Below are 26,843 nucleotides of genomic sequence, written 5' to 3'. Positions count from 1 at the left end.
CTAGGCCACGAACGGGTGGCGATGAGCCGTCGGGCGGGCTCCGGAGAGGTCAGCGCGGCGCCATCCGCAGCGCGCCGTCCATCCGGATGACCTCGCCGTTCAGGTAGTCGTGCTCGACGATCGAGACCGCGAGCTGCGCGTACTCGTCCGGACGACCGAGCCGCTTCGGGAACGGCACCCCCGCCGCCAGACCGGCGCGGAACTCCTCGGTCACCCCGGCCAGCATCGGGGTGTCGATGATCCCCGGCGCGATCGTCATCACCCGGATGCCGAACGAGGCCAGGTCGCGGGCCGCGGGCACCGTCATCGCGGCCACGCCGCCCTTGGACGCCGAGTAGCCGATCTGGCCGATCTGGCCCTCGAACGCCGCCACCGACGCCGTGTTGATCACGACACCGCGCTGGTCGTCGGCGAGCGGCTCGGTCTTGGCGATCGCCTCGGCCGCCAGCCGCATCACGTTGAACGTGCCGACCAGGTTGATCTCCACGATCGTGCGGAACAGGTCCAGCTCGTGCGGACCCTGCTTGCCGAGGATCCGCCCCGCCCAGCCGACCCCGGCGCAGTTGACCACGATCCGCAGCGGCGCCCCCGACCCGGCGGCCTGGTCGACGGCGGCCCGCACCTGCTCGGCGTCCGTCACGTCGGCGGCCACGTACGTGACCCCCTCGACCCGCTCCGCCTTCTCGATGGCCGATGGCAGGTCCACCGCGAAGACCCGAGCGCCGCGCGCGGCCAGGGCGCGGGCGGTGGCCCCGCCCAGACCCGACGCCCCACCGGTGACGATCGCGGCGGTGTCCGTGATCTGCATGTGCTCCCCTCTCCGTCGAGGTGGCCGGAGGATGGCCGGCTCGCGGTGAGGCTAGTGCGTCGTGCCCCGGCGCGGACCGGCGGTGTGAAGCAGAACAACGAGCGGCAGCGCGGCCACCAGCGAGAGTCCGACGAACACCAGTGCGATCCCGATCAGCTCCATGCGCCCAGCTTCGCCGCCGCGCCCCGCGCGCCGCGTCCCCTCCGGGGACCTTTCCCGCATGCTGCCCCGGGACGACCCGGGTCCTCCCGCAGGGTGACCCGACCCTGAGGGAGCCCTGGGGCCGTCGGACGGCGTCAGCGGCGCCCCGGCGGGCAGATGGCGTCGATCTCCCGCAGGTCCTCGGGCGTCGGTCGCCACCGCCCCGCGGCGGCGTTGGCCCGCACCTGCTCCGGCGTGGTCGCCCCGGCGATCACCGTGCCCACCGCGGGCTGGGCGGTCAACCAGCCGATGGCGACGTCGATCATCGCCAGGCCCCTGGCCGCCGCGAACGCCCTGAGCCGTTCGATGCGGTCCCACGGGGCGTCCGCCAGCAACCGCTCCCTGCCGACCAGCCGCGACCCGGGCGGCGGCGCGGAGTCCCGGTGGTACTTGCCGGTGAGCAGGCCGTTGGCCAGGGGGAAGTACGGGACCACGCCGAGCCCGAACCGCTGGCACGCGGGGATGACCTCCCGCTCGGCCTCCCGCTCCAGCAGCGAGTAGTGGTTCTGCGCGGAGATCGGCATGGCCGTGCCCCTGGTCCTGGCGGTCCAGCCGGCGTCGGCGATCTGCCAGCCGGCCAGGTTGCAGTGCCCGATGTAGCGGATCTTGCCCTCGTGCACGAGGTCGTCCAGCACCGACAGGGTCTCCTCCAGCGGCGTCGCCGGGTCCGGCCGGTGAAGCTGGTACAGGTCGATCCAGTCGGTCCCGAGTCGGCGCAGGGACGACTCGACCGCGCGCCGCACGTACCGGCGTGACCCGCGCGCGCCGAAGTCGGGTCCGTTCGCGCCCTGCATGTCCAGCCCGAACTTCGTGGCGACGACCGCGTGCTCGCGCCGGCCCGCCAGCGCCTGGCCGAGCAGCTCCTCACTGCGCCCGCGCGGCGCGCCGTACACGTCGGCGACGTCGAAGAACGTCACGCCGGCCTCCAGCGCGGCGTCGACCACCGCGCGGGCCCCCGCCAACGTCTCGGTGCCGGTGCCCGGCCGGCCGAGGTTGTTGCAGCCGAGGCCGACCGCGCTGACCACCAGACCCGAATCACCCAGTCGTCGCTGCTCCACGAGCACCAGACCCTACGTCGATGATCAGCCCCCGGTCACCATCCCGTCGCTGATGGTGACAGCGGGACCAGGTTTCGTGCGTCATCGTTCACCCTGTGGTCGCGGTGTGGCCATCTCCCGCTGGCGGCCGTTCGGGTGGTGACGGAGGTGTGATCGCCGGGCGAGCCGGGACGGGGCGACGGCGTTGGGCGAGCCGGGACCGGGACGATGGCGTTGGGCGAGCCGGGACCGGGACGATGGCGTCGGGTGAGCCGACCTGAGCCTGCCGTGACCCTCCTCGTGGAAGCCCGGCCGCTTCACCCGAAGGCTCCGGTGTGTCGCTCCGCCTCTGCCTCGGATCGGCCCGTCACGACCTGGGATAATAAAAACAGGGGTTCCCCCAGGTAACGGTGTTTTGGTTCTGGGAACGGTCAGGGTTACCGGGTCCGACGTCATTGCGTCGATTTTCGTGGTTGTCGAATCGATTCAGCCGCCCCCTCCCGTGGAGGGGGCGGAGAAACGGGATCGTTAGCGGGGTTAACGACAGCGGGGATGAACCCTATGGTGTGACGCGTGTTCACCACGCGCCCCGAGCTCGTCGGCACCCACGGCATGGTCGCGAGCACGCACTGGTTGGCCTCGGCCGCCGGCATGGCCGTGCTGGAGGACGGCGGCAACGCGTTCGACGCCGCCGTCGCGGCCGGGTTCGTGCTCCAGGTCGTCGAGCCGCACCTGAACGGCCCGGGCGGCGAGGTTCCCGTGGTCTTCACGACCGCGCGCGATCCGCGTCCCCGGGTGCTCTGCGGCCAGGGCGTCGCCCCGGCCGGCGCCACCCCCGCCCATTACCGCGACCTCGGGTTGGATCTCGTGCCCGGCACCGGTCTGCTCGCGGCCACCATTCCTGGCGCGTGGGACGGGTGGTTGCTGCTGCTGCGCGACCACGGCACCAAGCGACTGCGCGACGTTCTCCGCTACGCCATCGGTTACGCGCGTGACGGTTTCCCGCTCGTGCCGCGCGTCCCCGACACCATCGCCACCGTGGAGCGGATGTTCCGGGAGCACTGGCACAGCTCCGCCGAACTGTGGCTGCCCGGCGGCCGGGTCCCGGTCGCCGGCACGCGGTTCACCAACCCGGTGCTGGCCGACACGTGGGAGCGGCTCCTCGCCGAGGCCGAGGCGGTCGGCGCCGACCGGGACGCCCAGATCGAGGCCGCCCGCCGCGCCTGGGCGGAGGGGTTCGTCGCGGAGGAGATCGACCGGTTCTGCCGGACGCCGGTGCGGGACGACTCGGGCCGCGACCACGCCGGCGTGCTGACCGGCGCGGACATGGCCGGCTGGCGGGCCGGCACCGAGGACGCCCTGACCGTCGACCTCGCCGACGGGTGGACCCTCGCCAAGTGCGGCGCGTGGAGCCAGGGCCCCGCGCTGGCCCAGCAGCTCCTCCTGCTGGAGGGCTTCGCCGATCGTCTGTCCTATGTGGACGGCGTTCCCACGGCGGAGACGGTCCACCTCGCGGTGGAGTGCGCCAAGCTCGCGTTCGCCGACCGCGAGGCGTGGTACGGCGACAGCGACGCCGTGCCGCTGGACGACCTGCTCTCCCGGGACTACGCCGCGCGGCGACGTCAGCTCGTCGGCGAGACCGCGTCGCTGGAGCTCCGCCCCGGATCGCCAGGCGGCCGCGCCCCGCGCCTCCCCGCCTTCGTCGCCGAGGGCGTCGGCGCCGGTGGGGCCGACATGCCGACGGGCACCGCGATGGGCATCGGGGAGCCCACGGTCGACCGGGCGGGGACCACCCGGGGCGACACGGTGCACATCGACGTGGTCGACCGCTGGGGAAACCTGGTGTCGGCCACGCCGTCCGGCGGCTGGCTCCAGTCCTCGCCGACGATCCCCGCGCTCGGCTTCTGCCTCGGCACGCGCGCCCAGATGTTCTGGCTCGACGAGGACTCCCCGAACGCACTCGCCCCCGGCAAGCGCCCCCGCATCACCCTCACCCCGTCCCTGGCGCTGCGGGACGGCGAGCCCACCCTGGCGTTCGGCACCCCCGGCGGCGACCAGCAGGACCAGTGGCAGCTCTGCTTCTGGTTGGCGCACGTCACCGGCGGCCTCGACCTCCAGGCGGCGATCGACTCCCCGGCGTGGCACTCGACCGCGTTCCCGTCCTCGTTCTTCCCGCGCTCCTGGTACCCGGGTCAGCTCGTCGTCGAGTCCCGCCTCGGCGCCGACCGCGTGGCCGAGCTGAGGGAACGGGGGCACGAGGTTGTTGACGCGGGCCCGTGGTCCCTGGGTCGTCTCTCGGCGGTGTCCCGCGACCCGGTCAGCGGCCTGCTCAGGGCCGGGGCGAACGCCCGGGGCATGCAGGGGTACGCCGTCGGCCGGTGAGCGCGAGGGGCCTGCCCTCACCGTCGGGCAGGCCCCGAAGCCCCACCGCCCGCGCCCTCAGTTCACCTTCGCGCCCACGTGCAGCGCGATCCCGTCCTGTGCGGCGACGTCGGCGCCGAACCACCCGTTTCGGTCCACGACGTACGTCGGTCCCGTGCAGCGCCCCGCGGTGAAGTCGCCGTGGATGACGTCGCAGTACGTTCCCGCGGGCAACGAGGTCTGGTACGAGCGGCCGGTCACGCCCGCGTTCTCGTCGTTGAGGATCAGATAGCCCCTCGATCCCCTTCCGAAGGCGATGAGGTCGTTCCCGTTGTCCCACCAGTTCGTCACGGGCTCACCCCGCACGACGTTGTGGAACGCGACCATGTTCGCGATCACCTGCCAGCGGTGCTCGCAGCGCCAGCGGTTGGTGAAGCACGTCGTGTCCGAGGTGCGGCCGCTGGCGTCGGCCGGCGGCCCCTGGTCCGGGTCGGCGTACTCGTAACTGCTCATCACCTTCGGCGTCCCGTACGGCCAGGCCAGCATGAACGCGTTGGCCATGGCGTAGCGGGCGTTGTCGCGGAAGGTCAGCACCGGGGAGTGCCGCTGGGTGTCGTGGTTGTCCGTGAACACCACGACCTTGTCGGACGGCAGCGGCGCCCCGAACGCGCGCAGGGACGCGAGGCGCTCCCGGTTGAAGATCCTCGCGAGGTCCGCGCCGTAGCGGAACTCCAGCAGGTCTCCGTTGGCCGTGTACTCCTCGGGTGTGATCGGCTCGCCCGCGCCGGGGATGACCTCCTGGTACACGTGGGCAGGGCGGTCCAGTCGCCGGGTGATCGCCGCGATGTCGGAGGCCGGGACGTGCTTGGCCGCGTCGACGCGGAACCCGTCGACGCCCAGACCGAGCAGGTCGTTGAGATGGCCGGCGACCCGGTCGCGGACGCGGTCGGCGGCCGTGTCGAGGTCGGCGAGGTTGACCAGCTCGCAGTTCTGGACCTCGTACCGGTCGCGGTAGTCCCTGATGTCGTCGTCGCCGTGCCGTCCGCAGTGGTGGAAGTCCTGGTGCCGGTAGATGCCCGGGTACTCGTAGTGCGAGTACCGGGAGCCGGCGCTGCCGACCCCCGGGGTCTCCTGGCCGGTCATGTGGTTGATGACGACGTCCACGTACACGCGCACGCCAGCCGCGTGACACGTGTCCACCATGGACCGGAACGCCTCGCGGTCGCCGCGTCGGCTGTCGATCCGGTAGCTGACGGGTTGGTAGTCCTGCCACCAGGGGCGGCCCGCCACCACCACGTGTTCCTGTGGTGGGGACACCTGGACGGCGCCGTATCCGCGTGGGCCCAGCACGTCCCGGCACTCCCTGGCGACCGACGCCCAGTTCCACTGGAACAGTTGGACGATCACGTCCCTGCCGTTCCGCGGCTCCGCCGCCACCAACACGGGCGGCGCCGCCGCCACCCCGGCGACCAACAGCGTGATCAAGGTCAGGACACGTCGGCGCTTCATCGGACCTCCGTGTGACGCAGAGTGTCCGTCCAGACAATTCTTTGCGACGCCGACTGTCAACCAGGCGGAAGGACCAGCCCCACCTCCTCAGACGGCCGCAAACTTTTGCAGCAGGCGAGCCCGCGCTGGCGAATCCGGGTCAGCTTCGCGCCAGGCCGCGTGACTCCGGCGCGCGCCGATGCCGCGGAGCGGGGCGTTGTCTCCTCCGCTTCTCCCAGTCGCGGTAGCGCCGGACGACCGGCGCCTCGACGAATCGGTGCACCACCTCGGTGGCGACGACCGTGACCGCCAGACCGACCGCGAGCGCGGGGAGTTCGCCCCAGACGGGGAACAGCGCGTCCAGCACCGGGTAGAGCGCCATCTGGTGGACCAGATAGAGGCTGTACGTGCGGGCGGCCAGGGTCGACGTCGCCGGGTGGCTGGCGAGTCGCCCGTTCGCGTTCATGGTCACCAACACGACGAGAACGACCACGAACAGGGTGCGGGGGCGGGCGTCCCCGATCGCGACGTAGCGCCCGATCATGTCGGCCTTGACGAACAACAGGAAGTGGCCGGTCCCCAGCGCCGCGGCCGCCCACGTCGGCATCCGTCCGCTCCGCGCCAGCGCCACCACCTGGCCGATGAAGATCATGGGCATGTACGCGGCGATCACGCCGATCCACTCGTAGGCCATGCCACGGGCGTCCCACACGAGGGACAGCACCACCGAGCACACCGTGGCGCCCAGGGCGGGCACGAGCCAGGGCCAACGCCGCAGGATCGGGATGGTCAGCGCGGTGAACGCGTAGAAGGCGACCTGCACGACGAGCGTCCAGGTGGACCCGATCAGGATCACGTGGGGCGAGAGGAAGAACTCGACCAGGGTCATGTTGGAGAGCAGCGTCAGCGGCCCGACCGGTCCCGTTCCCTCCCCCGGTCGAAGCAGCCCGCTGTTCACCAGGGGGAACGCGACGGCCACCGCGACCCACAACGCGGGCAGGATGCGGACGGCCCTGCGCGCTCCGAACTGCCCCGGTGTCTCCTTGGTGGCGGCCTGCGTGACGACCAGGCCGGTCACGAGGAGGAAGAGCGAGACACCGACCACCTCGAGATCCTTGATCAGGTGGAGTGACTCGACGAGCGACACGTTCAGGAGGTCGGCAACCGTCCACGCCCGCCCGCGCGCCGTGTACCAGGACGCCAGGTGCGTGTAGACGACGGCGGTCGCCCCGAGCACCCGGAGCAGCGGAACGCCCGGCAGGTAGGCCGACTTCGCCGGGGCGGGAGACGGGGTGATCACGTGCGCACCGCCCTGAGGACCACGGTGTCGTCATCGTCCGGAGTCCAGCCCCCACCTGACGTGCTTCCGGAGAGCCGTCGAGCCAGCCGGCCGGCAGGCCGTTCCACGAGCCAATGGCTGATCTCGGCCACGCCGACGGTCGAGAGCAGCGCCAACGGCACGGCCAGTTCGACGGGGACGAGTCGGTGCAGGAGGTCGAGCACCGCCCAACCAACGGTGCCCTGGAGGAATACCAGGGCGTACGCGCGGTCCGCGAGCCAACCGGTGGCACGGCCGGAACGCCTACCTCCCCAGAACCGCACCATCAGGACGAAGACGATGGCGGCGTAGAACAGGGCCAACGCGTTCCACCAGCCGAACAACTCGCGGTACTTCCGCTCGGCCCACGCCAGACACAGCCACGAGGAACACCCCAGGAGGACGCCCGCCCACGTGGGGAGCCGTCCGGCCCGCACCGCCCACGCGAGTTCGCCGACCAGGAGGAACGACGTGTAGAGCACGACCAGGGTCAGTCCGCGATGGACCCCGCTCGCCTCCGTTCCCGAGGCGACCACCACGGCCACCACGAGCAGCTTGACCACCACCGGTGCCCATGGCGCCCGTCTCAGGACGGGGGCCAGCAGCGCGGTGCACAGCACGAAGAGGACCTCCGCCGCCGTGATCCAGCTCAGTTCGAGCAGCACCACGGACGACGCCCGGACATTGCCGAGGAGGGCGAGGCTCGCGAGCCAGTCGGAGAGCCCGGCCTCGGCGTCGCGCGGCACCGACAGCGTCGGCGCGCCGAGCTGGGACAACAGTGCCGCCACCGTCACCGCGAAGGCGAACGGGGGGTAGACGGCCAGCAGGCGTCCCAGCACGCCCCGCACGCCGGACTCCGCCGCGGCCGCCGCGGCGAGGTAGCCCCCGGCGACCAGGAGCAACGCCAGACCGAAGAAGCCGAAGTCCTCACCGATGCCCAACGGCCGGTTCAACCATGCCCGGACGGTGCCCACGACGGTCAACTGCGAGCCGAGTTCGTCCGGTCGGAGCGCGACGACGTAGCTGTAGAGCACGAGGCAGGCGCCGAGCCCGCGGGCCATGTCCAGGGACAGGGGGGCCCGCGGGCTCGCTCTGTCGCTCATGTCGCGGCCGGGGACAACCACAGGGTGAGGAAACCGGTCTCGGACGCCCGCGCGTCCCGGACCGTGTCCTTGTCGTGGGGGAGTTCCTCGCCGTCCACCCCGCGCACCACGTAGCCCAGCGCCCGGTACCCGGCGAGCACCTGCTCCGGGTCGTCGCCGAGCTCCTCGATGGCGTCAGGGCAGAACTCGCAGACGACGTTCGGGAGGTCGCGCCGCAGGACCTCGGCGAGGCCGGCCAGGGCGCGGTGGTCCCTGCCCTGGAGGTCGACCTTCACCAGGCCGACCCGCCCCTCGGCGAGTTCGGGAACGTCGTCCAGTCGCACGGCGGGCACCTCCACCCCGCCGTCGCCCCCTGCCGACACCCGGAAGTCGCCGCTGTTGTTCTCCTCCGGGTGCGCCAACCGCACGGTGCCCTCGTTGTCCCACGCGGCGGCGGGCACCAGGGTCACCCGCTCCCGGAGACGGGCGGGGAGGTTCACGTCGAGATTGCGCCGGAGGAGGTCCGCGGTGGCCGGGTTGGCCTCCACCGCGACGACGCGGGCCAGGTCGCGATCGCGGAGCAGCCGCAGCGTGTGGTACCCGACGTGCGCCCCGACGTCGATGAAGGTGTCCCCGTCCTCGGCCAGGCGCGCCATCAACTCCGCCTCGTCGGTCTCCCAGGACCGGTGGTACTCCATCCAGGGGAGGACGACGTCGTCGTCGGACGGGAGCAGCAGCGCCCCGGCGTCGGTGACGACCACCGCCGCGCCCTCGGGCAGCGGGGCGTGCCGCAGGGCGGCGTCCCGGTGGAGCGCGACCAGGTCGCGCTCCAGCCGGGCCAGCTCCAACTCGTCCTGGTCCGCGCGGCGGTCCCGCTCGACGAACATGTCGAACGTGCGCTTCGCCTCGGCGTCGACCCGGTCCCGGAGTTCGGTGATCCGGTCGAGGACCTCCTCCCTGGCCACCTCCTGCTCGGCGCGCAGCGCCTCGAACCGGCCGCTGACCTCCCGTCGCAGCTCGGCCGTGTCCGCCTCCAGGCGGAGCGCCGCCCTCCTGGCGTCGGGGACCTGCTGGTTGAGGCGGCGGACAGCCCGGTCCAGGTCGTCGATCCTGCGCTGGAGGGACTCCCGCGCCGCTCGCTCCTCCGCGGCCGCGGCGGCGCTTCGGGCGTCGACCGCGGACAGGCGTTCCGAGAGGCGGCGCAACGTGGTCTCCACGCCGTCGGTCAGCCGACCGAGCACCTTCCGCTGGTGCACGTCGTAATGGTCGATGGCCCGCAGGACCGCCCTGCGCAACGCGGGCGCGAGGGGGAGACGTGACGGCGCCTGCGCGTCGGCCCGCCACCGCAGGGCCTCGCGTGCCTCGTGCAACGGGGCGACCGGGTCCGGCTCCGGCTCCGGCACGGAGGCGGGTCGGCGCCGCTCGCGCCACGTCTCGTGGGCCCGCTCCAACTCCTTGCGCACCCACCGGGCCGCCCTGTCCATCCCGCGTGTCCGCAGGATGTGCTCCCGGGCAGCCCGGCCGCGCCGCGCCGCCTCGGCCGGGTCGTCCGCCACCGCCCGCATCGCCTGGGCGGCGAGCGCGAGGTCGGGCTCGGCCCACACGGCGGTCTCCGGATACGGGTGGCACCCCTTGCCCACGGGCACCAGCCGGCAGGGGACCGGCCACCCGGTGGTGGCGTCGAGGAACTCCGTCGTGCTCGAGTACTCCGTCGCGATCACCGGCAGGCCCCGGACCATGGCCTCCGCCACGGTGAGGCCGAAGCCCTCACTCCGGTGCAGGGACACGTAGCAGTCGCTGCGCGCGTACAGCTCGTCCAGCTCGGACACCGAGAGGTAGCGCTCGAGCAGCTCGATCCTCGGGTCGTCAGCCACGGCCGTCCGCAGACGTTCCCTGGACTCCGGGTTCTTGTCCCCGTTGATGGCCTTGATCACCAGGCGCACGTCGTCCCGCCCGGGGAACGCGAGCCGGAAGGCCTCGACCAGTCCCCAGGGGTTCTTGCGCTGTCCGATGCTGTTGAAGTCGAAGGCGAACAGGAACTGGACCGGCTCGCCCGGCTCGCGGACGCGTCGCGCGGGCTCCCCGGGGTCGCGCACCGGAACCGGGATCGTCTTCACCGGCTTGTCGGTGTGCCTGGCGAACGCCTCCTGGCAGAACGCGCTGATCGTCCAGATCTCGTCGACGAGGTCGAAGGCGCCGTGCTGCCACGACGGGAAGTCCTCCAGCTCCCACGCCCACAGCCCGATGCGGTAGCGGTCGTGCACCACCTCGGGGTGGGTCGCGACCATGGCCGGGGTCTGGTCCGCGTTCACGCAGAGCAGGCTGACCGGGAAGCGCGGCCGTCCCGCCGTCGCCGGGCGGGGGAGCGCGGTGCGGTTCGGGACGGTCCGCTCCTCCACCACGGAGGCGACCGGGACCTCGGCCAGGGTGATCGCGTCGTGCACGATCCTCCCCATCTCGCCGACGCCCAGCTCGGCCGTGAGGTAGCCGAGGACGTTCACCCCGAACGTGTCCTCCGGGGCGCGCGGGGGCTCCGGCTCCTCCGGCAGGGCCCAGGTGGCGAGGGCCTTCTCCGACACCCCCGACGTGCGACACCAGGCGCGGAACGCCGCGGCGTCCTGACCGCAGGGGTGGGTGAACGTCCCGCGCAGGTCGGCCCGGCTCGCCCAGACGGCCATCGCCCAGCGGTGCAGACCGGCGACGGCCTGCTGCTCGTCGGCCGGCGTGGTCAGCCATTCGCGGAACGCCCGTCCGCCGTCCTCACCGAACGGGTGCGGGGGGATCTCGGTGCGCCGCGCGTCGTCCGACTCACGCTCGGCCTCCACCCAGCCCGACCGGAAGACGCGACGCATCATCGGAGTCAGAGGGGTGCCGTCGGGGAGCTCGTTGAACCGGTACGGCACCGACTCGACCGAGTCGCCGTAACCGGCGGAGACCAGGGCGCGCCCGTAGTCGTCGCACAGCCGCTTGAGATCGGGGTGCTCGGACAGCACCGTTCTCGGCCGCCGGGCCCAGTGGTGCGTCAGCAGCCAGGGCTTCTCGGGACGGTATCCGCTGAAGTGGAAGAACTTCAGGACCGAGTCGCCGGCGTACACCACCCCGTCCGCGTCCTGGCTGATCGGTCGCTGGTAGACGTTCCAGTAGGCGACGTTCAGCCCGGGGTCCCGCAGCACGTGGTGCGGGAAGAGCGCGGGGACGTTGTCCACCCACCGCTGGTCGGTGAAGAGCTGCTGCTCGGGCGCCACGATCGCGTCCTGGCGCAGCCGTTCCGCCCAGAAGTCCAGGAATCCGTCGGAGCCGGGACCGACCGCGATGAAGCCGAGGTTGAAGATGCCCGAGGCCATGATCGCGGCCTCGTCCGGCTCCTTGCCGTCCCGGGGGATCGGCTCGAGCACGTGGGGGGTGAGCACGATGGAGTGCTCGTGCGCCAGGTCGGCGACCTCGGGGAACGGGGCGAACACCCGGATGTCGGGGTCCAGGTAGGTCACCGTGCGGGCGTCGCGACGCAGCCGGCGCAGGAGGAACGGCTTCACCGCGGTGGCCAGCTCCATCACGGTGTACGCCGTGGCCATCCGGTGGTAGTCGTCCCGGTCGATGTCGAACCAGTCCGGGCCGACGACGTGGTGGCCGGGTGCCTCCTGGGCCGCTCCGTCCTCGCCGTCGATGACCGCGATCACGAAGCTGTGGGACGGGTGGTGCTCCAGGTACGAGGTGGCCAGCACACGTGCGGCCGCGAGGTAGTTGCGGGCCACGACCGTGCACGCGACGTCCGGGCGCAGGAGGGGACCGTTGGGCTGATCAGGCATTGGCCGAGAGCGCTTCCAGTTGCAGCTTGATGATCTTGTTGAACGAGTCCCGCACCGTGTTCAGGTCGGTGGTGGGCTCCTGTCCCCGGACCTCGACCCGGACGACCAGGTTCTCGTGCTGGTAGTGGGCGCGGACGCCGGCCCTGACGTTCGGCTTCGGCGCGAGCTCGCCCGCGACCACGCCCGCTGGCGCGTCCTTGTACTCGGTGAACGCGTACCGCAGTTGCAGCTTGCCCAGCTCGTCCACGGCCGTCTTCGCGCTCTCCTTGTCCTTCATCTGGGCGATGAAGACCGTGGCCCTGGTGTTGTCGACGACGGTTCCGGCGACCCGGGTCTTCTCGGCCCCGCCGTCGGTGTACAGCTTGACCTCGTCGGTCGTGAGGAACTTCGCGGCCAGGACGTCCTCGAACGTCTTGATCTTCTCGTGGTTCTCCCGCTTGCCGCCGAGGTCGGCGATCTGGAGCGGGTCGCCCGGCTTCCGGTCCTGCGAGGGGCTGTTCTGGGACGTGTTCGTCTGCTGCGCCGCGGCACTGGTGTTCTGGGACCCGCTACCCCACAGCCACCACGCGCCGACGCTGAGGCCGGCGAGCAGGACGACGACGCCGACGATCACCGCGATCTTCTTGCCCCTGCCCCCGCTCTTGGCGTCCTCGAAGACCTCGGCGCCGTGGGGAGCCCAGCCACCGGGGGCGGGGGAGGGCGGCCAGGTCTGCCCCGCCCAGGGCGGGGAGGCGTCCTCGACCTGCCGCCAACCGTTGTTCACGGGGGACGGCGGCGAGGAAGGAGCCGCGGCGTACGGGGAGGGGAAGCCAGGAGGCGGGGTGTTGACCCTGTGCGGCATCGCCTGCTCGCGCACGACCTGCGTCTGGTCGGCGTTGGGCACGATCTGCGTGCTCTCCGCCGACACCGGGGGGTGGGCCGGGGCCGCCGCCGGGACCGGCGGGATCATCGCCGTGGTCTCGTTCGCCCCCTCGTCGCCCGGCTGGTCGGCCCTGGGGACCGGTGGGGGAGTGAACGTGCTGGCCTGCGCGGCCGCGCTGAGGACGTCCTCCCGTCGACGTCGGTGCTCGTCCGGCGTGATCTGGCCGGCCGCGAGCGCCTGCTCGAGCTGCCGGAGCTCGTCTTGCCAAGCCAACCCCGGCTCCCCCTTTCCCTCCCCGCGCGGTGACGCGGCAATGGCATATACCGACCGAATGGGTGTGTGGATCGCCACCCATGTCGTGACCTGCGACAAGATCGTTACTGATAGCGCAGGTAACGAGCGTGATGGTCCTCAATGCTTCACTGAAAAGTGGTCATCAGGTGACCATCCTCGGTGAACTTATCCGAGCGGGACGGACGGGGGCCACGGTTCGCGGCACGAGCGCCCGACCTCACTCGTCGGCCGGCAACGCCTCGAGCTGTCGGTCGAGGGTCTTCCGGAAGGTGCTCAACGCGGCGTCGAGGTCCTTCCCGGTGACCTGGACCCGCACGACCACGCCCTTCGCGCGGTAGTGCCCCCGGACGGTGGCGGGAGTGTTGGCCTTGGGGCCCGTCTTGGTCACCTTGACCGCGGACGGCATGTCCGCCGCGGCCTCCATGCCGTACACCCGTTGCAGGTTGCTGAGGCTGTTCGCGGTGTCCGCCGCCTTCGTCGGCTCCCCGACGGCCACGTTCAGCACCACGGCCTGCTGGCCGTCCCCGAGCTGGGCCACGGCCATCCGCGCCTTGTCGGGACGGCCCGCCTCGTAGATCTGGATCTCCTCGGGCGTCAGATAGTTGATCTTCTTGACGTCGTCGAACGTGGTGATCCTGCTGTGGTCGGCCGCCTTGCCCCCGAGATCCGCCACGGCCATCGGGTCCTTCGGCTTGGGGCTGGCGCTGGTCTCGCCGGTGGCGGCGGGTTGGTCCTTGCCGCTGGCGGTGTCACGGCCCCACAACCAGTAGGCGCCGAAGGAGAGCGCGCCCACGAGGACCACCACGGCCGCGACGATGCCGATCTTCTTGCCGGTGCTCGACCCGGTGTCCTCGTCGAACACCTCCGGCCCCTGGCGCAACCAGCCCTGGGCGAGGGAGGGCAGGTCGGAGCCCGCCCACGGCGGCGCGTCGGGTTCGGCCTGCGGGGCCCACCCTCCCGGCACGGGCATCGGCTGGTGCGCGCCGGCCTGCGGCGGGTAGCCGGGGGCGGCGTAACCCGGCGGCGGTGGGGAGGCGCCGACACCGCCGGGCACGACCTGAGTCCGGTCGGCGTCGCCGCCGGAGCGGACGACCTGCGTGGACTCGGCGGACGACGCAGCCTGGTCCGAACCCTGTCCGACCACCTGGGTGGTGTCCGCGTTGTCCCCCCAGCGGAAGGGAGGTGGGAAGGGGCCCGCTCCCTGCGGTGCGGGCGCTCCTCCGCCCGGCAGGGGCTGGCCACCCGGCGGCGTGCCGGGGGAGCCCGAGCCCGCCGAGGCCATCTGGTCCCGGCGCTGGCGGTACTCGTCCGCCGAGATGCGGCCGGCGGCCAGCTCCTCGTCCAGACGCCGCAGCTCGTCTTGCCAGGTCACCCTGGCGCCCCCTTTCGGTTGATGGTCGGCTCCCGCGAAAGACAGCCTGGAGACCCGCAACATTGTGCCGAAGCAGTGGATCAGACGAAGGCACCCTGGCGAACAGGACCTGACAGGAGCACCACACGACCACGCGCTGCCCGTAGGGTGGGGGTATGACCTGGTTCGGACGCGACAAGACGGAACTGGTCACCGCCGAGACGGCGTTGCCCGGCAGGACCGAGCCGATCCCGGTCTCCGAGCGGCACGCCGTGCACCCGGACCGGCGGATCGTGCCGCCGTTCCCCGAGGGAATGCGCACCGCCGTCTTCGGGCTGGGGTGTTTCTGGGGCGCGGAGCGCCGCTTCTGGCAGACGCCCGGCGTCTGGTCGACCGCGGCGGGCTATGCCGGCGGCCACACCCCCAACCCGACGTACGAGGAGGTGTGCAGCGGGCGGACCGGGCACGCCGAGGTCGTCCTCGTCGTCTTCGACCCCTCCCAGGTGAGCTACGAGCAGCTCCTGCGCGTGTTCTGGGAGGCGCACGACCCGACCCAGGGGATGCGCCAGGGCAACGACGTGGGCACCCAGTACCGGTCGGCGATCTACTACGCCGACGACGAGCAGCGCGCGACCGCCGAGTCCAGCCGCGCCTCGTACCAGGACGCGCTCAGCGCCGCGGGCCACGGCGTGATCACGACGGAGATCGCCCCGCTCCGCGCCTTCTACTACGCCGAGGACTACCACCAGCAGTACCTCTCGGACGCCAAGAACCCGAACGGCTACTGCGGCCTGGGCGGCACCGGCGTGTCCTGCCCGGTCGGGCTCGGGGTCGCGGACGGCTCCTGACCCGGACGGCTCCTGACCGAGACAGCTCCTGGTCCCGGGCGGTTGGCGTCCGGTGGCCAGGGGAGCCCGACGGTGCGGGAACGCCCGACGAACACCCGGTGACGGGGGGCTTCACGGCACCGGGTGAGGTCCTCCCTGGTCGGGCGGTGTGCCAGGACCGGGCGCACGGCGGGTGACGGGCGTCAGGCACGATGGCCGCCGTGGAACGGCCCGAACTGACAGTCCGCCCGGAGTGGGGGCAGACCGGTGACGTGTTCTTCCCGGTCGCCGCCCTCGTCGAGGGTGAGTGGTGGGTGTTGCGGATCAACAACTTCCCCAACCACCCCCTCTGGACGCTGTTCGTCGGCGGCCGCCCTCGGTTCGACCTCGACGACGCGCCCGCGACCTGGGCGAACCCCGCCGGCCGTGACCACAAGAAGATGCCGGCCGACCTCGCGGCGGAGGCGCTCCGCCCCGTCCAGGAGTTCGTCGCCTACGGCAGCGAGTACGGGGTCCCCTGCCGGAACCCGCGTTGCTGCGGGTGACGGCTCACCCGCTGCGGTCGGGACCCGCCCTGGTCAGCTCGATCCGCAGCAGCACGCGCCGCTCGGCGCGCATCGCGGCGCGGTACTCGTCCCAGTCGGGGTGTTCGCCGGAGATCCGCCGGTAGTAGTCCTCCAGGCCGGGAAGCGCCTCCGGGAGGGACACGACGGTCGCCGTGCCCTCGACCTGGACCCATCGGCCGAAGAAGCCGTCGGGGAGCACACAGATCCACACGCGGGGGTCGCGACGCGCGTTGCGCGCCTTGAAGGCGGTCTCCCGCGTGCTGATCAGCAGCCGACCCTCGTCGTCGACGGCGACCAGCACCGGCGACATCTGGGGTGTCCCGTCGGCGCGCATGGTCGCGAGCACGGCGTGGTGTTGCTCCCTGGCGACCGCCCTGGCTGTGTCGAGATCCACGGCGTCATCCTGCCGGGCCGGCGGGACCGGCGCTCGGGAGACCGCGGGCGGGAAGCTCCGCGAACACCGGGAAAACAGAAGCGGGAGGGTGACCTGGTCACCCTCCCGCTCGTGGAGCGGACGACGGGACTCGAACCCGCGACCCTCACCTTGGCAAGGTGATGCGCTACCAACTGCGCTACGTCCGCCTGCGCCTTCCGGCGTGCGGGCACTACTGTAGCGGACGCCCCGCCGAACCCCGAAATCGCCCCCTCCCGAAGGCCAGACCGGCCCGGAGCGCGCCCGCGGCCTCCAGCATCGCCGCCCGCGCGTGCCGGTCGATCCCCAGCATGTTGGCGAAGCCGTGGAACAGCTCCCGGTGCCGCCGCACGGCCACGGGAACGCCCGCCTGCCGCAGGCGCTCCGCGAACTCCTCACCCTCGTCGCGCAGCGGGTCGAACCCGGCGGTGGCGACGTAGGTCGGCGGGAGCCCGCTGAGATCGTCGGCGAGCAGGGGGGACAGCCTCGGGTCCTCACGTGCGGCCCGGTCCGGCGCGTAGTGGTCCAGGAACCAGTCGATCTGGCGCTCGCCGAGGAGGAAGCCCTCGGCGAACAGACGACGGGATCGACGGACCCGCGTGGCGTCGGTCGCCGGGTAGATCAGGAGGAGGAACGCCGGGCGGGGGCCGTCGGCGCGGCTGGTGAGCACCCCGAGGGCGGCCGAGAGGTTGCCGCCCGCGCTGTCCCCGCCCACCGCGACCGCGGCGGGGTCGGCTCCCCATTCGGCGGCGTGCTCCACGGCGTGCCGGAAGGCGTCCTCGGCGTCCTGGACCGCGGCGGGGAAGGGGTGTTCGGGGGCCAGGCGGTAGTCGACCGAGAGCACGCGCACCTCGGCCTGTTCGGCGAGGAAGCGGCACACGACGTCGTGGCTGTCCGGGTCGCCGATCACCCATCCGCCGCCGTGGAGGAAGACCAGCAGGGGCGATCCCTCGGGGAGGCCGCGCGGTTCGTGGAGCGCCGCGGGGATCGGCCCGTCGCGACCGGGGATGACGATCCGACGCACGAGGGTCGTGCTCCGCCACGCGGCGTTGAGCATCCTGGTGAGCTGCCCGAAGTCGGCTCGGGCGCGGGTGGCGGGCTGGTCGGCCTCGAAGCCGGTGTCCATGAACCGCTGGATGCGCAGCACGAGTTGCGAGGTGGGCGCCATGACCTGGCCGTCGACCCGGATGGGACGGCCCCCGAGGACTCGGAGGACGGGGTCGGGGAGGCCGAGGAGGGCGCGGGCTGCCCTCGCGAGTGTCGTTGCCGGAAGCATGCTCAGCGGGGAGCGCATGCCCTGGAAGCTACTGGCTGGTAGTGAGCGCCGGTGCTGTGGTCTCGGTCACTCCGACTCCGGTCGAATGATCTTCTGACGGCACAATTCCCGGGACCGTCTGCTGCTCAGGGCCCGCCTCGCCGGAGGTCAGGTGGACACGACATTCACCCGCGCGGCGCAGTGCTCGCGAGGTACCGTTGTCTCACGCTCGGTGACCGGTCGGGGCGGATGCGTGACCGTCCGACCCGCCCGGGTCTGGTCGAGGAGGCGGCGATGACTCGGCTGGTGCGCGGTGCGGACGGTCGGATGTGGACCGTGCGCACCCGGATGGAGTGGAGCAACCCGGCCACCGCCGACGACTTCGAGCACGACGTGAGCGGCGGCCAGGCGCCCGGCGTCTTCATGGCCGTCCTGCTCGGCCTGCTGGTCGTCGCGCTGGTGTGGTGGACCCCCGCCTCGGTGATGGTCCCGGCCTGGCTGATCCTCGCCCTGGCGCTGGTGGTCGGCTTCTTCCCCGCCCGGTGGGCGCTGCGCCGGCCGTGGACCGTGGTCGCGGAGACGCCGGGCAACCTGGAGGACCACCCGGCCGAACGGTGGGTCGGCCAGGTGCGGGGCGTGCTCAAGGTGCGCCAGGAGGTCGGACGGGTGGCCCGCAACATCGAGGTGTTCGCGACGCCGGACCGGGACGGCGTCGGGCCGCTGCAACCGGTGGAGTGACCGGCGCTCTCCCCGCATTTTCCTTCGCCTTTCCCTCACCCGGGTCCTGCACCAGGCTGATGCGGGTCGCCTGACTCCCTGCTGTGGATCTCGTCGCCCACGGCTCACGCGAACAGCGGACCCCGATGGGGCGGCGCAGCGATCGACGTGCGGTGACTAGCGGGATGGCGGTCGCGCAGGGTAGTTATCCACATCACCCGGAGTTGTCCACAGGCTGGTGCGGGGTCCTGGGTCGGGTGGGTGTGGCTGGTTAGGCTGGTGCAGGGGACGCCCCCCAGGGCGGGTGGGGGCTGTCCTGGGGGAGGGGTGGGGCCCCGGTGGGAGGTCCGGGCGGCGGGGCGGTGGCGCCCCGGCCGGACTGCCACACTGGGTGGGTGCCCGAACTTCCCGAGGTGGAGGCGTTGGCGCACCACCTTCGCGAGCATGCCGTCGGCCGCACCGTCACCCGGGTCGACGTCGCCTCGCTCACCGCCCTCAAGACCGTCGACCCCCCACCGTCCGCGCTCGTCGGCCGCGTCGTCACCGGCGCGACCCGCCACGGCAAGCACCTCGACCTCGACTGCGACGGCCTGCACCTCGTCACCCACCTGGCCAGGGCCGGCTGGCTCCGCTGGCTGGACACCACCGCCGCCGCGCCGCCGCGCCCGGGGAAGGGGCCGCTCGCCCTGCGCGCGCACCTCGGCCCGCCCGGCGAGGGCCCGGGGTTCGACCTCACCGAGGCCGGCACCCAGAAGCGCCTCGCCGTGTGGCTCGTCCACGACCCGGCCGAGGTCCCCGGCGTCGCCCGTCTCGGCCCGGACGCGCTCGCCCTGTCCCGCGACGAGCTGGCCGAGCTGCTCGCCGGCCGCAGCGAGCGGCTGAAGACCGCCCTCACCGACCAGTCCCTGCTCGCCGGGATCGGCAACGCCTACTCCGACGAGATCCTGCACGCCGCCCGGCTCTCGCCCTATGCCACCGCCGGCCGGCTCGACGACGACGCCCTCGACCGGCTCCACACCGCGCTGCGCGAGGTCCTGACCGGCGCCGTCGACCGCTCCGTCGGCCAGCACGCGGCGCGCCTGAAGGGGGAGAAGCGCTCCGGGCTGCGGGTGCACGGGCGCACCGGGCTGCCCTGCCCGGTCTGCGGTGACACCGTGCGCGAGGTGTCGTTCGCCGACCGCTCCCTCCAGTACTGCCCGACCTGCCAGACGGGCGGCCGCCCACTGGCCGACCGTCGGCTGTCCCGCCTCCTCAAGTGACGCTCCCGGCGCGTCACGAGGCGACGAGCACCTCCAGCGTGCGCGGCCCGTGCACGCCCTCGACCCGGTCCAGCTCGATGTCGCTGGTCGCCGAGGGACCGCTGACGAACGTCAACGGCCGCACCGGGTCCAGCCGCGCCAGCGCCTCGGGCACCGAGCCGACGACCTGGTCCGCGCGCACCACGCACAGGTGGTAGTCCGGCACCAGGGTGAGCGCGCGGCGCCCCTGCGCGGCGCCCGCGTCCAACACGATGGTCCCCGTCTCGGCGATCGCCACGGCGCAGCCCGTGAGCACGCCGTCGGCCCGGTCGAGCTGCTCGACGGTCAGCGGCGGGTCGTCCAGGTGCCACTCCACGTCCGGCGCCCGCCACTCCTCCGGCAGGTCCGCCGGACCCAGCATGATCCGCACCTGGCGGCGGGCCAGCAACGTGCCGATCGCGTCCGGCAGGTCGGCCGCCGCCACCCGCCGCACGACGGCCCGGTAGTCCGCGATCCGCCGCGCCAGCAGCTCCACGACGTTGCCGTGCTCCCGCCGGACGTCGTAGTCCCTGGGGATCTGGACCCGGGGGCGGTCCGGCCCGATGGCCGCCCTGATGCGGCCCAACACCTCGGAACGCGCCGACGCGTGCGGATCGGGATCAACCACGGTTGCGCCTCCACCACGCCCGGAACGACTCCCGGGGCGGCGCGGGCACGTCCCGCGCCGACGTCCACCGCGACCCCGGCCACGGCAGCCGGCTGATCCGCCCCTGCCGGGCCAGCAGGCGGGCCAGCGACCCCGCCCGTTGCGCCGCCTCGAACCGGCCGGGGTCCCGCATGATCCAGGCGAGCGCCGCCATCGCCGCCGCCTCCGGCGACCGGCCGCCCCTGGCGTCCACGACGCGGGACCGCAGGTGCACCAGGACCCTGGGGATGTCGATGCGCACCGGGCAGACCTCGAAACACGCGCCGCACAACGACGACGCGTAGGGCAGCGAGGCCGGCTGGGGGTGGGAGAGGTCGCCCAGCAGTTGCGGCGTGAGGATCGCCCCGATCGGCCCGGGGTAGACCGACCCGTACGCCTGCCCGCCCGTCCGCTCGTAGACGGGGCAGGAGTTCAGGCAGGCCGAGCACCGGATGCAGCGCAGCGCCTGCCGGCCGACCTCGTCGGCCAGCGTGTCCGTGCGGCCGTTGTCCAGGAGCACCAGGTGGAACTGGCGCGGCCCGTCGCCCGGGGTCACCCCGGTCCACACCGACGTGTAGGGGTTCATCCGCTCCGCCGTGGACGACCTCGGCAGGAGCTGGAGGAACACCTCCAGGTCCCGCCAGGTGGGCACCACCTTCTCGATGCCCATCACGGTGATCAGGGTCTCCGGCAGGGTCAGGCACATCCGCCCGTTGCCCTCCGACTCCACCACCACGACCGAGCCGGTGTCGGCGACCGCGAAGTTGGCCCCCGAGACGGCGACCCGCGCCGACAGGAACTTCAGCCGCAGGTGGTGCCGGGCCGCGTCGGCCAGCTCGCGCGGGTCGTCGGTCAGGCCGGGCGAGGCCGACGGCATCTCCCTGCGGAAGATCTCCCGGATCTCCGCGCGGTTGCGGTGGATCGCCGGGACCAGGATGTGCGACGGGCGGTCGCGGCCGAGCTGCACGATCAGCTCGGCGAGGTCGGTCTCGACCGCGCGGACACCGCCCTCGGCCAGCGCCTCGTTCAGCCCGATCTCGGCGGTGGCCATGGACTTCACCTTGACCACCTCGTCGGCCCCGGCCGCCCGCACCAGCCGCAGGATGATCGCGTTGGCCTCGTCGGCGTCCCGCGCCCAGTGCACCACGCCGCCGCGCGCGGTCACCGCGGCCTCCAGCCGCTCCAGGTGGACGTCCAGGTTGGCCAGCACGCTGTCCTTGATCGCGGCGCCCGCGCGCCGCAGGCGCTCCCAGTCGGCCAGCTCCGCGACGGCGGCGGCGCGCTTGTCGCGGATGGTGTGGGTGGCCTTGCGGAGGTTGCGCCGGAGCTGGGTGTCGGCCAGCGCGCCCCGCGCCGCCCTCGGGAAGGCCGGGGTGCCCAGCCACGTCACGCCGGTGCCCGCCATGGCTCCTCCTCCGTGCTGGCCAGGATCTCCGCCAGGTGCACCGTGCGCACGCCGACCCGGAGCCGGGACAGGCCGCCGCCGATGTGCATCAGGCAGGAGTTGTCGCCCGCCGTCAGCACCTCCGCCCCGGTCTCCGCCACGCACCGCATCTTGTCGGCGAGCATCGCGGTCGACACGTCCGCGTTCTTCACGGCGAAGGTGCCGCCGAACCCGCAGCACGTCTCGGCCTCGGGCAGTGCGACCAGGTCCAGGCCGCGCACCGAGGACAGCAGGCGCAGCGGGCGGTCGCCCACCCCGATGGCCCGCAACGAGTGGCAGGTCGGGTGGTAGGTGACCCGGTGCGGGAAGTACGCGCCGACGTCGGTCACCCCGAGGACGTCGACCAGGAACTCGGAGAGCTCGTAGGTGTGGCGGACCGCGCCGTTGCGGGAGGGGGAGGCGACGAGGTCCTGGTGGAACTCCCGCACCATCGCCACGCACGACCCGGAGGGCGCCACCACCGCGTCGTAGCCCGCGAAGATCGCGGCGTACCGCTCGGCGAGGTCGGCGGCGTGCTCCCGGTAGCCGGTGTTGAGGTGCATCTGGCCGCAGCAGGTCTGGTCGAGCGGGAACTCGACGCGGCACCCCAACCGCTCCAGAAGTCGGGTGGCGGCGATCGCGGTCCCGGGGAACAACGTGTCCGTCAGGCAGGTCGCGAACAGCGCGACCCGCACCGGACTCGATCTCCGCGTCGACACCCTGTTCACCCTGCCGGCCCAGTCCCGTCGCTGTCCAGGCCCGCTCCCCTCGCGGTCCCGGACGGCCCTGCCGCGCCGCGCGGGCGTCGCGGCCCAGCCCGTCCACAAGACCAAGATGTCGTCAGGGAGCCGGCTCCGCGACAGGTTGTCCCCACAACATTCACCCGATCGATTTACGTGACCTTGCTGCCGGCGGTTGCCCCGGGGGCCCGCGTCCCCCCAGCATTGGTCGCGTGCGGGAGCTGATCATCCAGCAAACGACGCCCACCCTGGTCTCCACCGCCGCGGTGCTCTCCCTGTTCCTCATGCTGTGCCGGGCCCGCAGGGTGAGCACCTCGGTGGAGAACGCCACGCTGGACGCGCTGCACAGGGTCTCCCGGGCCGCGCCGGCGTTGCAGGACGGGCTGTCGGTGAAGTCGGCGGAGGCCGCCGCGCCGCACCTGCGCGAGCTGCTGGCCTGCGTCGCGGTGGCGCTGAGCGACGCCCAGGGCCAGCTCCTGGCGTGGGACGGGGAGGCGAACCACCACTACGCCGACATCTCCGACGCGATCGTCGCGGTCCTCACCACCGGCAGGAAGCAGAAGATCGACCACGGCAACCTCTACTGCGAGGTCCCCCGCTGCCCGATGCGGCACGCGGTCGTGGTGCCGCTCCAGGTCGACGGCAGGACGGCGGGCGCGTTGACGATCGTGGCCTCCACCAACGGGAAACGGCTGGACCGCGCCGCGGCCGAGGCCGCGACGTACGTGTCGATCCAGCTCTCCCTCGCCGAGCTCCAGGAGTCCAGGGCGCAGCTCGCGACGGCCGAGCTCAAGGCGCTGCGCGCGCAGATCTCGCCGCACTTCCTCTACAACGCGCTCACGACGATCGGCTCGTTGGTGCGCACCGACCCCCAGCAGGCGCGGGAGCTGCTCCTCGACTTCGCCGACTTCACGAGGTACTCCTTCCGCACCGCCGGCGAGTACACGACGTTGGCCGACGAGCTGCACAACATCGAGCGGTACCTGACGCTGGAGCAGGCGCGTTTCGGCGAGGACCGGCTGAGGATCGAGTTGCAGATCTCGCCGGAGGTGTTGCCGGTGACGTTGCCCTTCCTGACGTTGCAGCCGCTGGTGGAGAACGCGGTCCGGCACGGGCTGGCCGGCAAGCGGGAGGGCGGCACGATCACCGTGGTCGCGGCCGACGCCGGCGCGGAGGCGGTGATCAGCGTGGAGGACGACGGCGTGGGCATGGACCCGGAGCGCCTGCGCGAGGAACTCGCCAACGCCCACGTCACCGGCGCGCACGTCGGCCTCGGCAACATCAACCAGCGGCTGCTCACGGCGTTCGGCGACGACTACGGGCTCATCGTGGAGACCAACTTCGGGGCCGGCACCAAGGTGATCATGCGGGTCCCGAAGTTCAGGGCCGGCGTGCACGCCCAACCCCCCGCCTGGCAGCTCTTCGAGGACGACGGGGACCGGGACGACGACCTCCGCGGCCACCTGGACGACGACGGGGACTTCCGGGCCGCGGGGTTCGACCCCGAGGCGCTGCCGGTCCCCGCGCAGCCCAAGCTCCGGGTGGTGGCCTCGCCCCAGGAGACCCCGGTCGGCCGGCGGTGACCGGCGCCCGGTCGTGACCGCCCCCTGAGGAGCCCGGGGCCGGGCGCCGGCGCGGGCCGTGGCCTGATCCGTAGTGTGGGCACATGAACGTCGCGGAGCGGTTGGCCTCACGGTTGCCGGGTCGGCTCGGCGAGCGGGCGGAACGCCCGGTGGTGGCGGTGGTCCGCCTGCACGGCGTGATCACCCCGACGCCCACGCCGGTGGCCAGGGCCACGATCAACACGCACGCCGTGGAGACGGCGTTGACCAGGGCCTTCGGCCACGACCGGCTGGTCGCCGTCGCGCTGGAGGTCAACTCGCCCGGCGGGGCCCCCACCCAGTCGGCGCTGATCGCCGACCGGGTGCGCGGCCTCGCGGCGAAGAAGAACGTGCCGGTGCTGGCGTTCTGCGAGGACGTCGCCGCCTCCGGCGGGTACTGGCTCGCGTGCGCGGCCGACGAGATCTACGCCCACCCGACCTCGTTGGTCGGCTCGATCGGCGTGGTCAGCGCCGGGTTCGGCCTGGCGGGCCTGTTGGAGCGGTTCGGCGTCGAACGACGGGTGCACACGGCCGGCGAGCACAAGGCGCGGCTCGACCCGTTCCAGCCGGAGAAGCCCGAGGACGTCGCCTGGCTGAAGGCCATGCAGGCCGACCTGCACGCCCAGTTCGTCGAGTGGGTGCGCGAGCGCCGTGGCGGCCGGCTGCGCGGCGAGGAGGCGGACCTGTTCTCCGGCGAGGTGTGGACCGGGGCGAAGGCGCTGGACCTCGGCCTGGTCGACGGCCTGGGCACGATGCGCGGGGTCGTGGGCGAGCGCTGGCCGGACGCCACGGTCGCGGTCGCGGAGCCCCGCAGGCCGCTGCTGGCCCGGCTCGGTCTGGGTGGGGCGGCGGCCCGGTTCGGCGCGGGCCCGGCGGAGGGTGTGCTCGGCGCGATCGAGGCGTTGGAGCACCGGGCTGTCTGGTCCCGGTTCGGTCTGTAGCGCCGTAGTTCGGCGGTGGGGTGGCTGCCTCGTCCTGGTGACGGGGCAGCCATGCCCTCTGGTCGGTGCGCGCGGTGCGCGTCCCGGGACAGGACTGGCGATGACCGCGCCAGCAAGGCCATCGAGAGCGCACGATGCGTTCTGGGACGTCGTGCCGGAATCCCAGAACCTGCCGTTGGTCGTGCTGCGGTTGGTCGTAGCGCGACCTTGGTTGTCCATAGTGGACAGTGCAGGGCAATTGCCCGTGGCCCTGGGAAAACTGGTGGTTCGGCGCTGCTCGTGGACGCCGACCCTCTCTTCCCGTGCGCCATGACGTCAGCGGACCCGCCGCGAGAGCCGCTCTTTCGGTGGGTGCTGCCGAATGGACGCGTGACCGGCGCGTCTCCCGCTCGTTGCTCCGAATGAGTGCGTGATCAACTAGGGGTGGGCCCCGCATGCCGCCCGGCACGGGCCGCGCGCCATAGTGATCACCTGCTCCGGCGGAGGCGGCGCGGAACGCTCCACACCGTCACCCCGACGGGCGGTCGCGTCACCGTGGACAGCCAGCCAGGCGGATCGGCAGGATAGGGCGTCACAGTGAGTACCCACACGAGCACGAGTGCGCACCCGGGCACGGACGGCCTCGTCGTCTTGGCGGTGGACGACGAGCCCCGCAACCTGGAGGAGATCGCCTACCTGCTCGGGAACAACCCTCGGGTCAGGCAACTGCTCACCGCGTTCGACGCCGCCGAGGCGCTCCGCCTGATCCGGGGCGGACCCGACTCCTCACGCCCCCCGGTGCGCAGCGTCGCCTGCCCGGTGGACGCGGTGTTCGCCGACATCAACATGCCCGGCCTGTCCGGCATGGAGCTGGGCCGGGTGCTGGAGGCGTTCCGGGAGCCGCCCGCGCTGGTCTTCGTGACCGGCCACCCCGAACAGGCCGCGCAGGCCTACGAGCTGGGCGCCCTCGACTACATCCTCAAGCCGCCCAGGGCGGACCGCGTGGAGCGCGTCCTCCGGCTGATCCAGAAGGTGCGCTCGGCGCACTCGGGCGCGGCCGAGGAGCACCACGACGAGGAGGTGATCCCGGTCGAGCTGGCGGGGACGACCAAGCTCGTGCCCCGGTCGACCGTGCAGTGGGTCGAGGCACAGGGCGACTACGCGCGGCTGTGGACCACCGACGGCAGCCACCTCGTGCGGATCCCGTTGGCCCAACTGGAGGAACGCTGGGCCGACGCCGGGTTCGTGCGCATCCACCGCTCCTACCTCGTGTCCCTGCCGCTGATCAGCGAGCTCCAGATGGGCTCCTCCGGCTACCAGGTGGTGGTGGGGCGCGGTGAGGGGGCCAAGACGTTGCCGGTCAGCCGGCGACACACCCGGGACCTCAAGGACCGCCTGGTCAGGGGTCCGAAGAACAACTGGGGGTCGCGATGAGCCCGCACGACGCCCTCGGGCCGCCGCCCGGCCGGCGGGACGAGTGGACCCTCGCGGCCAAGCGCCGGCGTCGGGTCCGCGTGGTCCTCGCCGCGCCCCACCGCGTCGTCCGCCCCCCGCTGCCGGTCGGCCAGCAGGCGACCGTGGGCGAGCGGCTGGTGCGCGACCTCGTGCGGACGCAGTTCAGGATGGCCGCCACGCTGGGCGCGGTGACCGTCGTGCTGCTGGCCGGGTTACCCGCGCTCTTCCTGCTCGTGCCGGAGATCGCCGACCACACCGTGTTCGGCGTCCCGGTGCCGTGGCTGATCCTCGGCGTGCTGGCCTACCCCGTGCTCGTCGGCGTCGGCCACCTGCACAACCGGCTCGCCGAACGCAACGAGCGCGACTTCGTCACCATGCTCGACAACTGAGAGCCTT

General features: G+C 72.6%; 22 protein-coding genes and 1 tRNA gene. 9 read left to right on the top strand and 14 right to left on the bottom strand.

The window, feature by feature from the left end:
• Positions 1-49: 49 nt before the first annotated feature.
• On the bottom strand, positions 50-808 hold the full coding sequence (locus LX15_RS21395; protein ID WP_253671410.1) for an SDR family NAD(P)-dependent oxidoreductase: 759 nt from the start codon (positions 806-808) through the stop codon (positions 50-52).
• 296 nt (positions 809-1,104) lie between these two features.
• The gene (locus LX15_RS21390) at positions 1,105-2,067 is read right to left on the bottom strand and encodes an aldo/keto reductase (RefSeq protein WP_253671409.1); all 963 of its coding nucleotides are present in this window, start codon (positions 2,065-2,067) and stop codon (positions 1,105-1,107) included.
• A 552-nt stretch (positions 2,068-2,619) separates the two neighbouring features.
• Between LX15_RS21390 and LX15_RS21385 the strand changes: the two genes are divergently transcribed.
• Positions 2,620-4,428, top strand: coding sequence for a gamma-glutamyltransferase family protein (locus LX15_RS21385; protein WP_253671408.1), 1,809 nt, complete (start codon positions 2,620-2,622; stop codon positions 4,426-4,428).
• 57 nt (positions 4,429-4,485) lie between these two features.
• Here LX15_RS21385 and LX15_RS21380 read toward each other — a convergent pair whose 3' ends face one another.
• The 6 genes from LX15_RS21380 to LX15_RS21355 form a co-directional block, all read right to left on the bottom strand.
• The gene (locus tag LX15_RS21380; RefSeq protein WP_253671407.1) at positions 4,486-5,916 is read right to left on the bottom strand and encodes an alpha-amylase; all 1,431 of its coding nucleotides are present in this window, start codon (positions 5,914-5,916) and stop codon (positions 4,486-4,488) included.
• A gap of 139 nt (positions 5,917-6,055) precedes the next feature.
• The gene (locus LX15_RS21375; RefSeq protein WP_253671406.1) at positions 6,056-7,195 is read right to left on the bottom strand and encodes an acyltransferase family protein; all 1,140 of its coding nucleotides are present in this window, start codon (positions 7,193-7,195) and stop codon (positions 6,056-6,058) included.
• Positions 7,192-8,316 (bottom strand): hypothetical protein, encoded by a 1,125-nt coding sequence (locus tag LX15_RS21370; RefSeq protein ID WP_253671405.1) that lies wholly within the window; start codon positions 8,314-8,316, stop codon positions 7,192-7,194. The genes LX15_RS21375 and LX15_RS21370 overlap by 4 nt, the downstream gene beginning before the upstream one ends.
• Entirely contained in the window at positions 8,313-12,101 is a 3,789-nt protein-coding gene (locus tag LX15_RS21365; RefSeq protein ID WP_253671404.1) for an FkbM family methyltransferase, read from the bottom strand. Before LX15_RS21365 ends, LX15_RS21370 begins: the two co-directional genes overlap by 4 nt.
• Entirely contained in the window at positions 12,094-13,236 is a 1,143-nt protein-coding gene (locus LX15_RS21360; protein ID WP_253671403.1) for a hypothetical protein, read from the bottom strand. The genes LX15_RS21365 and LX15_RS21360 overlap by 8 nt, the downstream gene beginning before the upstream one ends.
• A gap of 238 nt (positions 13,237-13,474) precedes the next feature.
• Positions 13,475-14,629 carry an SHOCT domain-containing protein gene (locus LX15_RS21355; RefSeq protein WP_253671402.1) on the bottom strand — a complete coding sequence of 385 codons (1,155 nt, stop codon included), beginning with the start codon at positions 14,627-14,629 and terminating at the stop codon, positions 13,475-13,477.
• Positions 14,630-14,784: 155 nt separating this feature from the next.
• Between LX15_RS21355 and msrA the strand changes: the two genes are divergently transcribed.
• Positions 14,785-15,456: a peptide-methionine (S)-S-oxide reductase MsrA gene (gene msrA / locus LX15_RS21350; protein WP_253671401.1), complete on the top strand. Its 672-nt coding sequence runs from the start codon at positions 14,785-14,787 to the stop codon at positions 15,454-15,456.
• Positions 15,457-15,656: 200 nt separating this feature from the next.
• Positions 15,657-15,980 carry a hypothetical protein gene (locus LX15_RS21345; protein WP_253671400.1) on the top strand — a complete coding sequence of 108 codons (324 nt, stop codon included), beginning with the start codon at positions 15,657-15,659 and terminating at the stop codon, positions 15,978-15,980.
• 4 nt (positions 15,981-15,984) lie between these two features.
• Here the strand turns inward: LX15_RS21345 and LX15_RS21340 are convergent, their stop codons facing one another.
• The 3 genes from LX15_RS21340 to LX15_RS21330 all read right to left on the bottom strand — a co-directional run bounded on the left by LX15_RS21340 (position 15,985) and on the right by LX15_RS21330 (position 17,707).
• Complete coding sequence (locus tag LX15_RS21340) at positions 15,985-16,395, bottom strand: PPOX class F420-dependent oxidoreductase (RefSeq protein WP_253671399.1); 411 nt, start codon at positions 16,393-16,395, stop codon at positions 15,985-15,987.
• A 112-nt stretch (positions 16,396-16,507) separates the two neighbouring features.
• Positions 16,508-16,583 (bottom strand) — tRNA-Gly (locus LX15_RS21335).
• A 23-nt stretch (positions 16,584-16,606) separates the two neighbouring features.
• Positions 16,607-17,707 carry an alpha/beta hydrolase gene (locus LX15_RS21330; protein WP_253671398.1) on the bottom strand — a complete coding sequence of 367 codons (1,101 nt, stop codon included), beginning with the start codon at positions 17,705-17,707 and terminating at the stop codon, positions 16,607-16,609.
• A 255-nt stretch (positions 17,708-17,962) separates the two neighbouring features.
• On the opposite strand from LX15_RS21330, the gene LX15_RS21325 reads away from it, so the two are divergent.
• Both LX15_RS21325 and LX15_RS21320 read left to right on the top strand, forming a co-directional pair.
• A complete protein-coding gene (locus LX15_RS21325) occupies positions 17,963-18,406 on the top strand; it encodes a DUF983 domain-containing protein (protein WP_253671397.1) in 444 nt (147 codons plus the stop codon).
• A 374-nt stretch (positions 18,407-18,780) separates the two neighbouring features.
• Positions 18,781-19,644, top strand: a complete 864-nt coding sequence (locus LX15_RS21320) for an Fpg/Nei family DNA glycosylase (RefSeq protein WP_253671396.1) — start codon at positions 18,781-18,783, stop codon at positions 19,642-19,644.
• 13 nt (positions 19,645-19,657) lie between these two features.
• Here LX15_RS21320 and LX15_RS21315 read toward each other — a convergent pair whose 3' ends face one another.
• From LX15_RS21315 to LX15_RS21305, 3 genes are read right to left on the bottom strand one after another with little or no spacing between them, the layout of a single operon-like run.
• Positions 19,658-20,290, bottom strand: a complete 633-nt coding sequence (locus LX15_RS21315) for a LutC/YkgG family protein (protein ID WP_253671395.1) — start codon at positions 20,288-20,290, stop codon at positions 19,658-19,660.
• Entirely contained in the window at positions 20,283-21,713 is a 1,431-nt protein-coding gene (locus LX15_RS21310; RefSeq protein ID WP_253671394.1) for a LutB/LldF family L-lactate oxidation iron-sulfur protein, read from the bottom strand. The genes LX15_RS21315 and LX15_RS21310 overlap by 8 nt, the downstream gene beginning before the upstream one ends.
• Positions 21,695-22,450 (bottom strand): (Fe-S)-binding protein, encoded by a 756-nt coding sequence (locus LX15_RS21305; RefSeq protein ID WP_253671393.1) that lies wholly within the window; start codon positions 22,448-22,450, stop codon positions 21,695-21,697. Before LX15_RS21305 ends, LX15_RS21310 begins: the two co-directional genes overlap by 19 nt.
• Positions 22,451-22,683: 233 nt before the next feature.
• Between LX15_RS21305 and LX15_RS21300 the strand changes: the two genes are divergently transcribed.
• From LX15_RS21300 to LX15_RS21285, 4 genes are all read left to right on the top strand, one after another.
• A complete protein-coding gene (locus LX15_RS21300) occupies positions 22,684-24,054 on the top strand; it encodes a sensor histidine kinase (protein WP_253671392.1) in 1,371 nt (456 codons plus the stop codon).
• A gap of 83 nt (positions 24,055-24,137) precedes the next feature.
• Positions 24,138-25,013, top strand: coding sequence for a S49 family peptidase (locus LX15_RS21295; RefSeq protein WP_253671391.1), 876 nt, complete (start codon positions 24,138-24,140; stop codon positions 25,011-25,013).
• A 576-nt stretch (positions 25,014-25,589) separates the two neighbouring features.
• Complete coding sequence (locus LX15_RS21290) at positions 25,590-26,426, top strand: LytR/AlgR family response regulator transcription factor (RefSeq protein ID WP_253671390.1); 837 nt, start codon at positions 25,590-25,592, stop codon at positions 26,424-26,426.
• Positions 26,423-26,836 carry a hypothetical protein gene (locus LX15_RS21285; protein ID WP_253671389.1) on the top strand — a complete coding sequence of 138 codons (414 nt, stop codon included), beginning with the start codon at positions 26,423-26,425 and terminating at the stop codon, positions 26,834-26,836. Before LX15_RS21290 ends, LX15_RS21285 begins: the two co-directional genes overlap by 4 nt.
• Positions 26,837-26,843 lie beyond the last annotated feature (7 nt).

Origin of the sequence: Streptoalloteichus tenebrarius (assembly GCF_024171885.1) — a bacterium.
GTDB classification, from domain to species: Bacteria; Actinomycetota; Actinomycetes; order Mycobacteriales; family Pseudonocardiaceae; genus Streptoalloteichus; species Streptoalloteichus tenebrarius.
The sequence above is the reverse complement of the archived record's forward strand: the minus strand, read 5'-3'. Positions and strand labels throughout refer to the sequence as shown.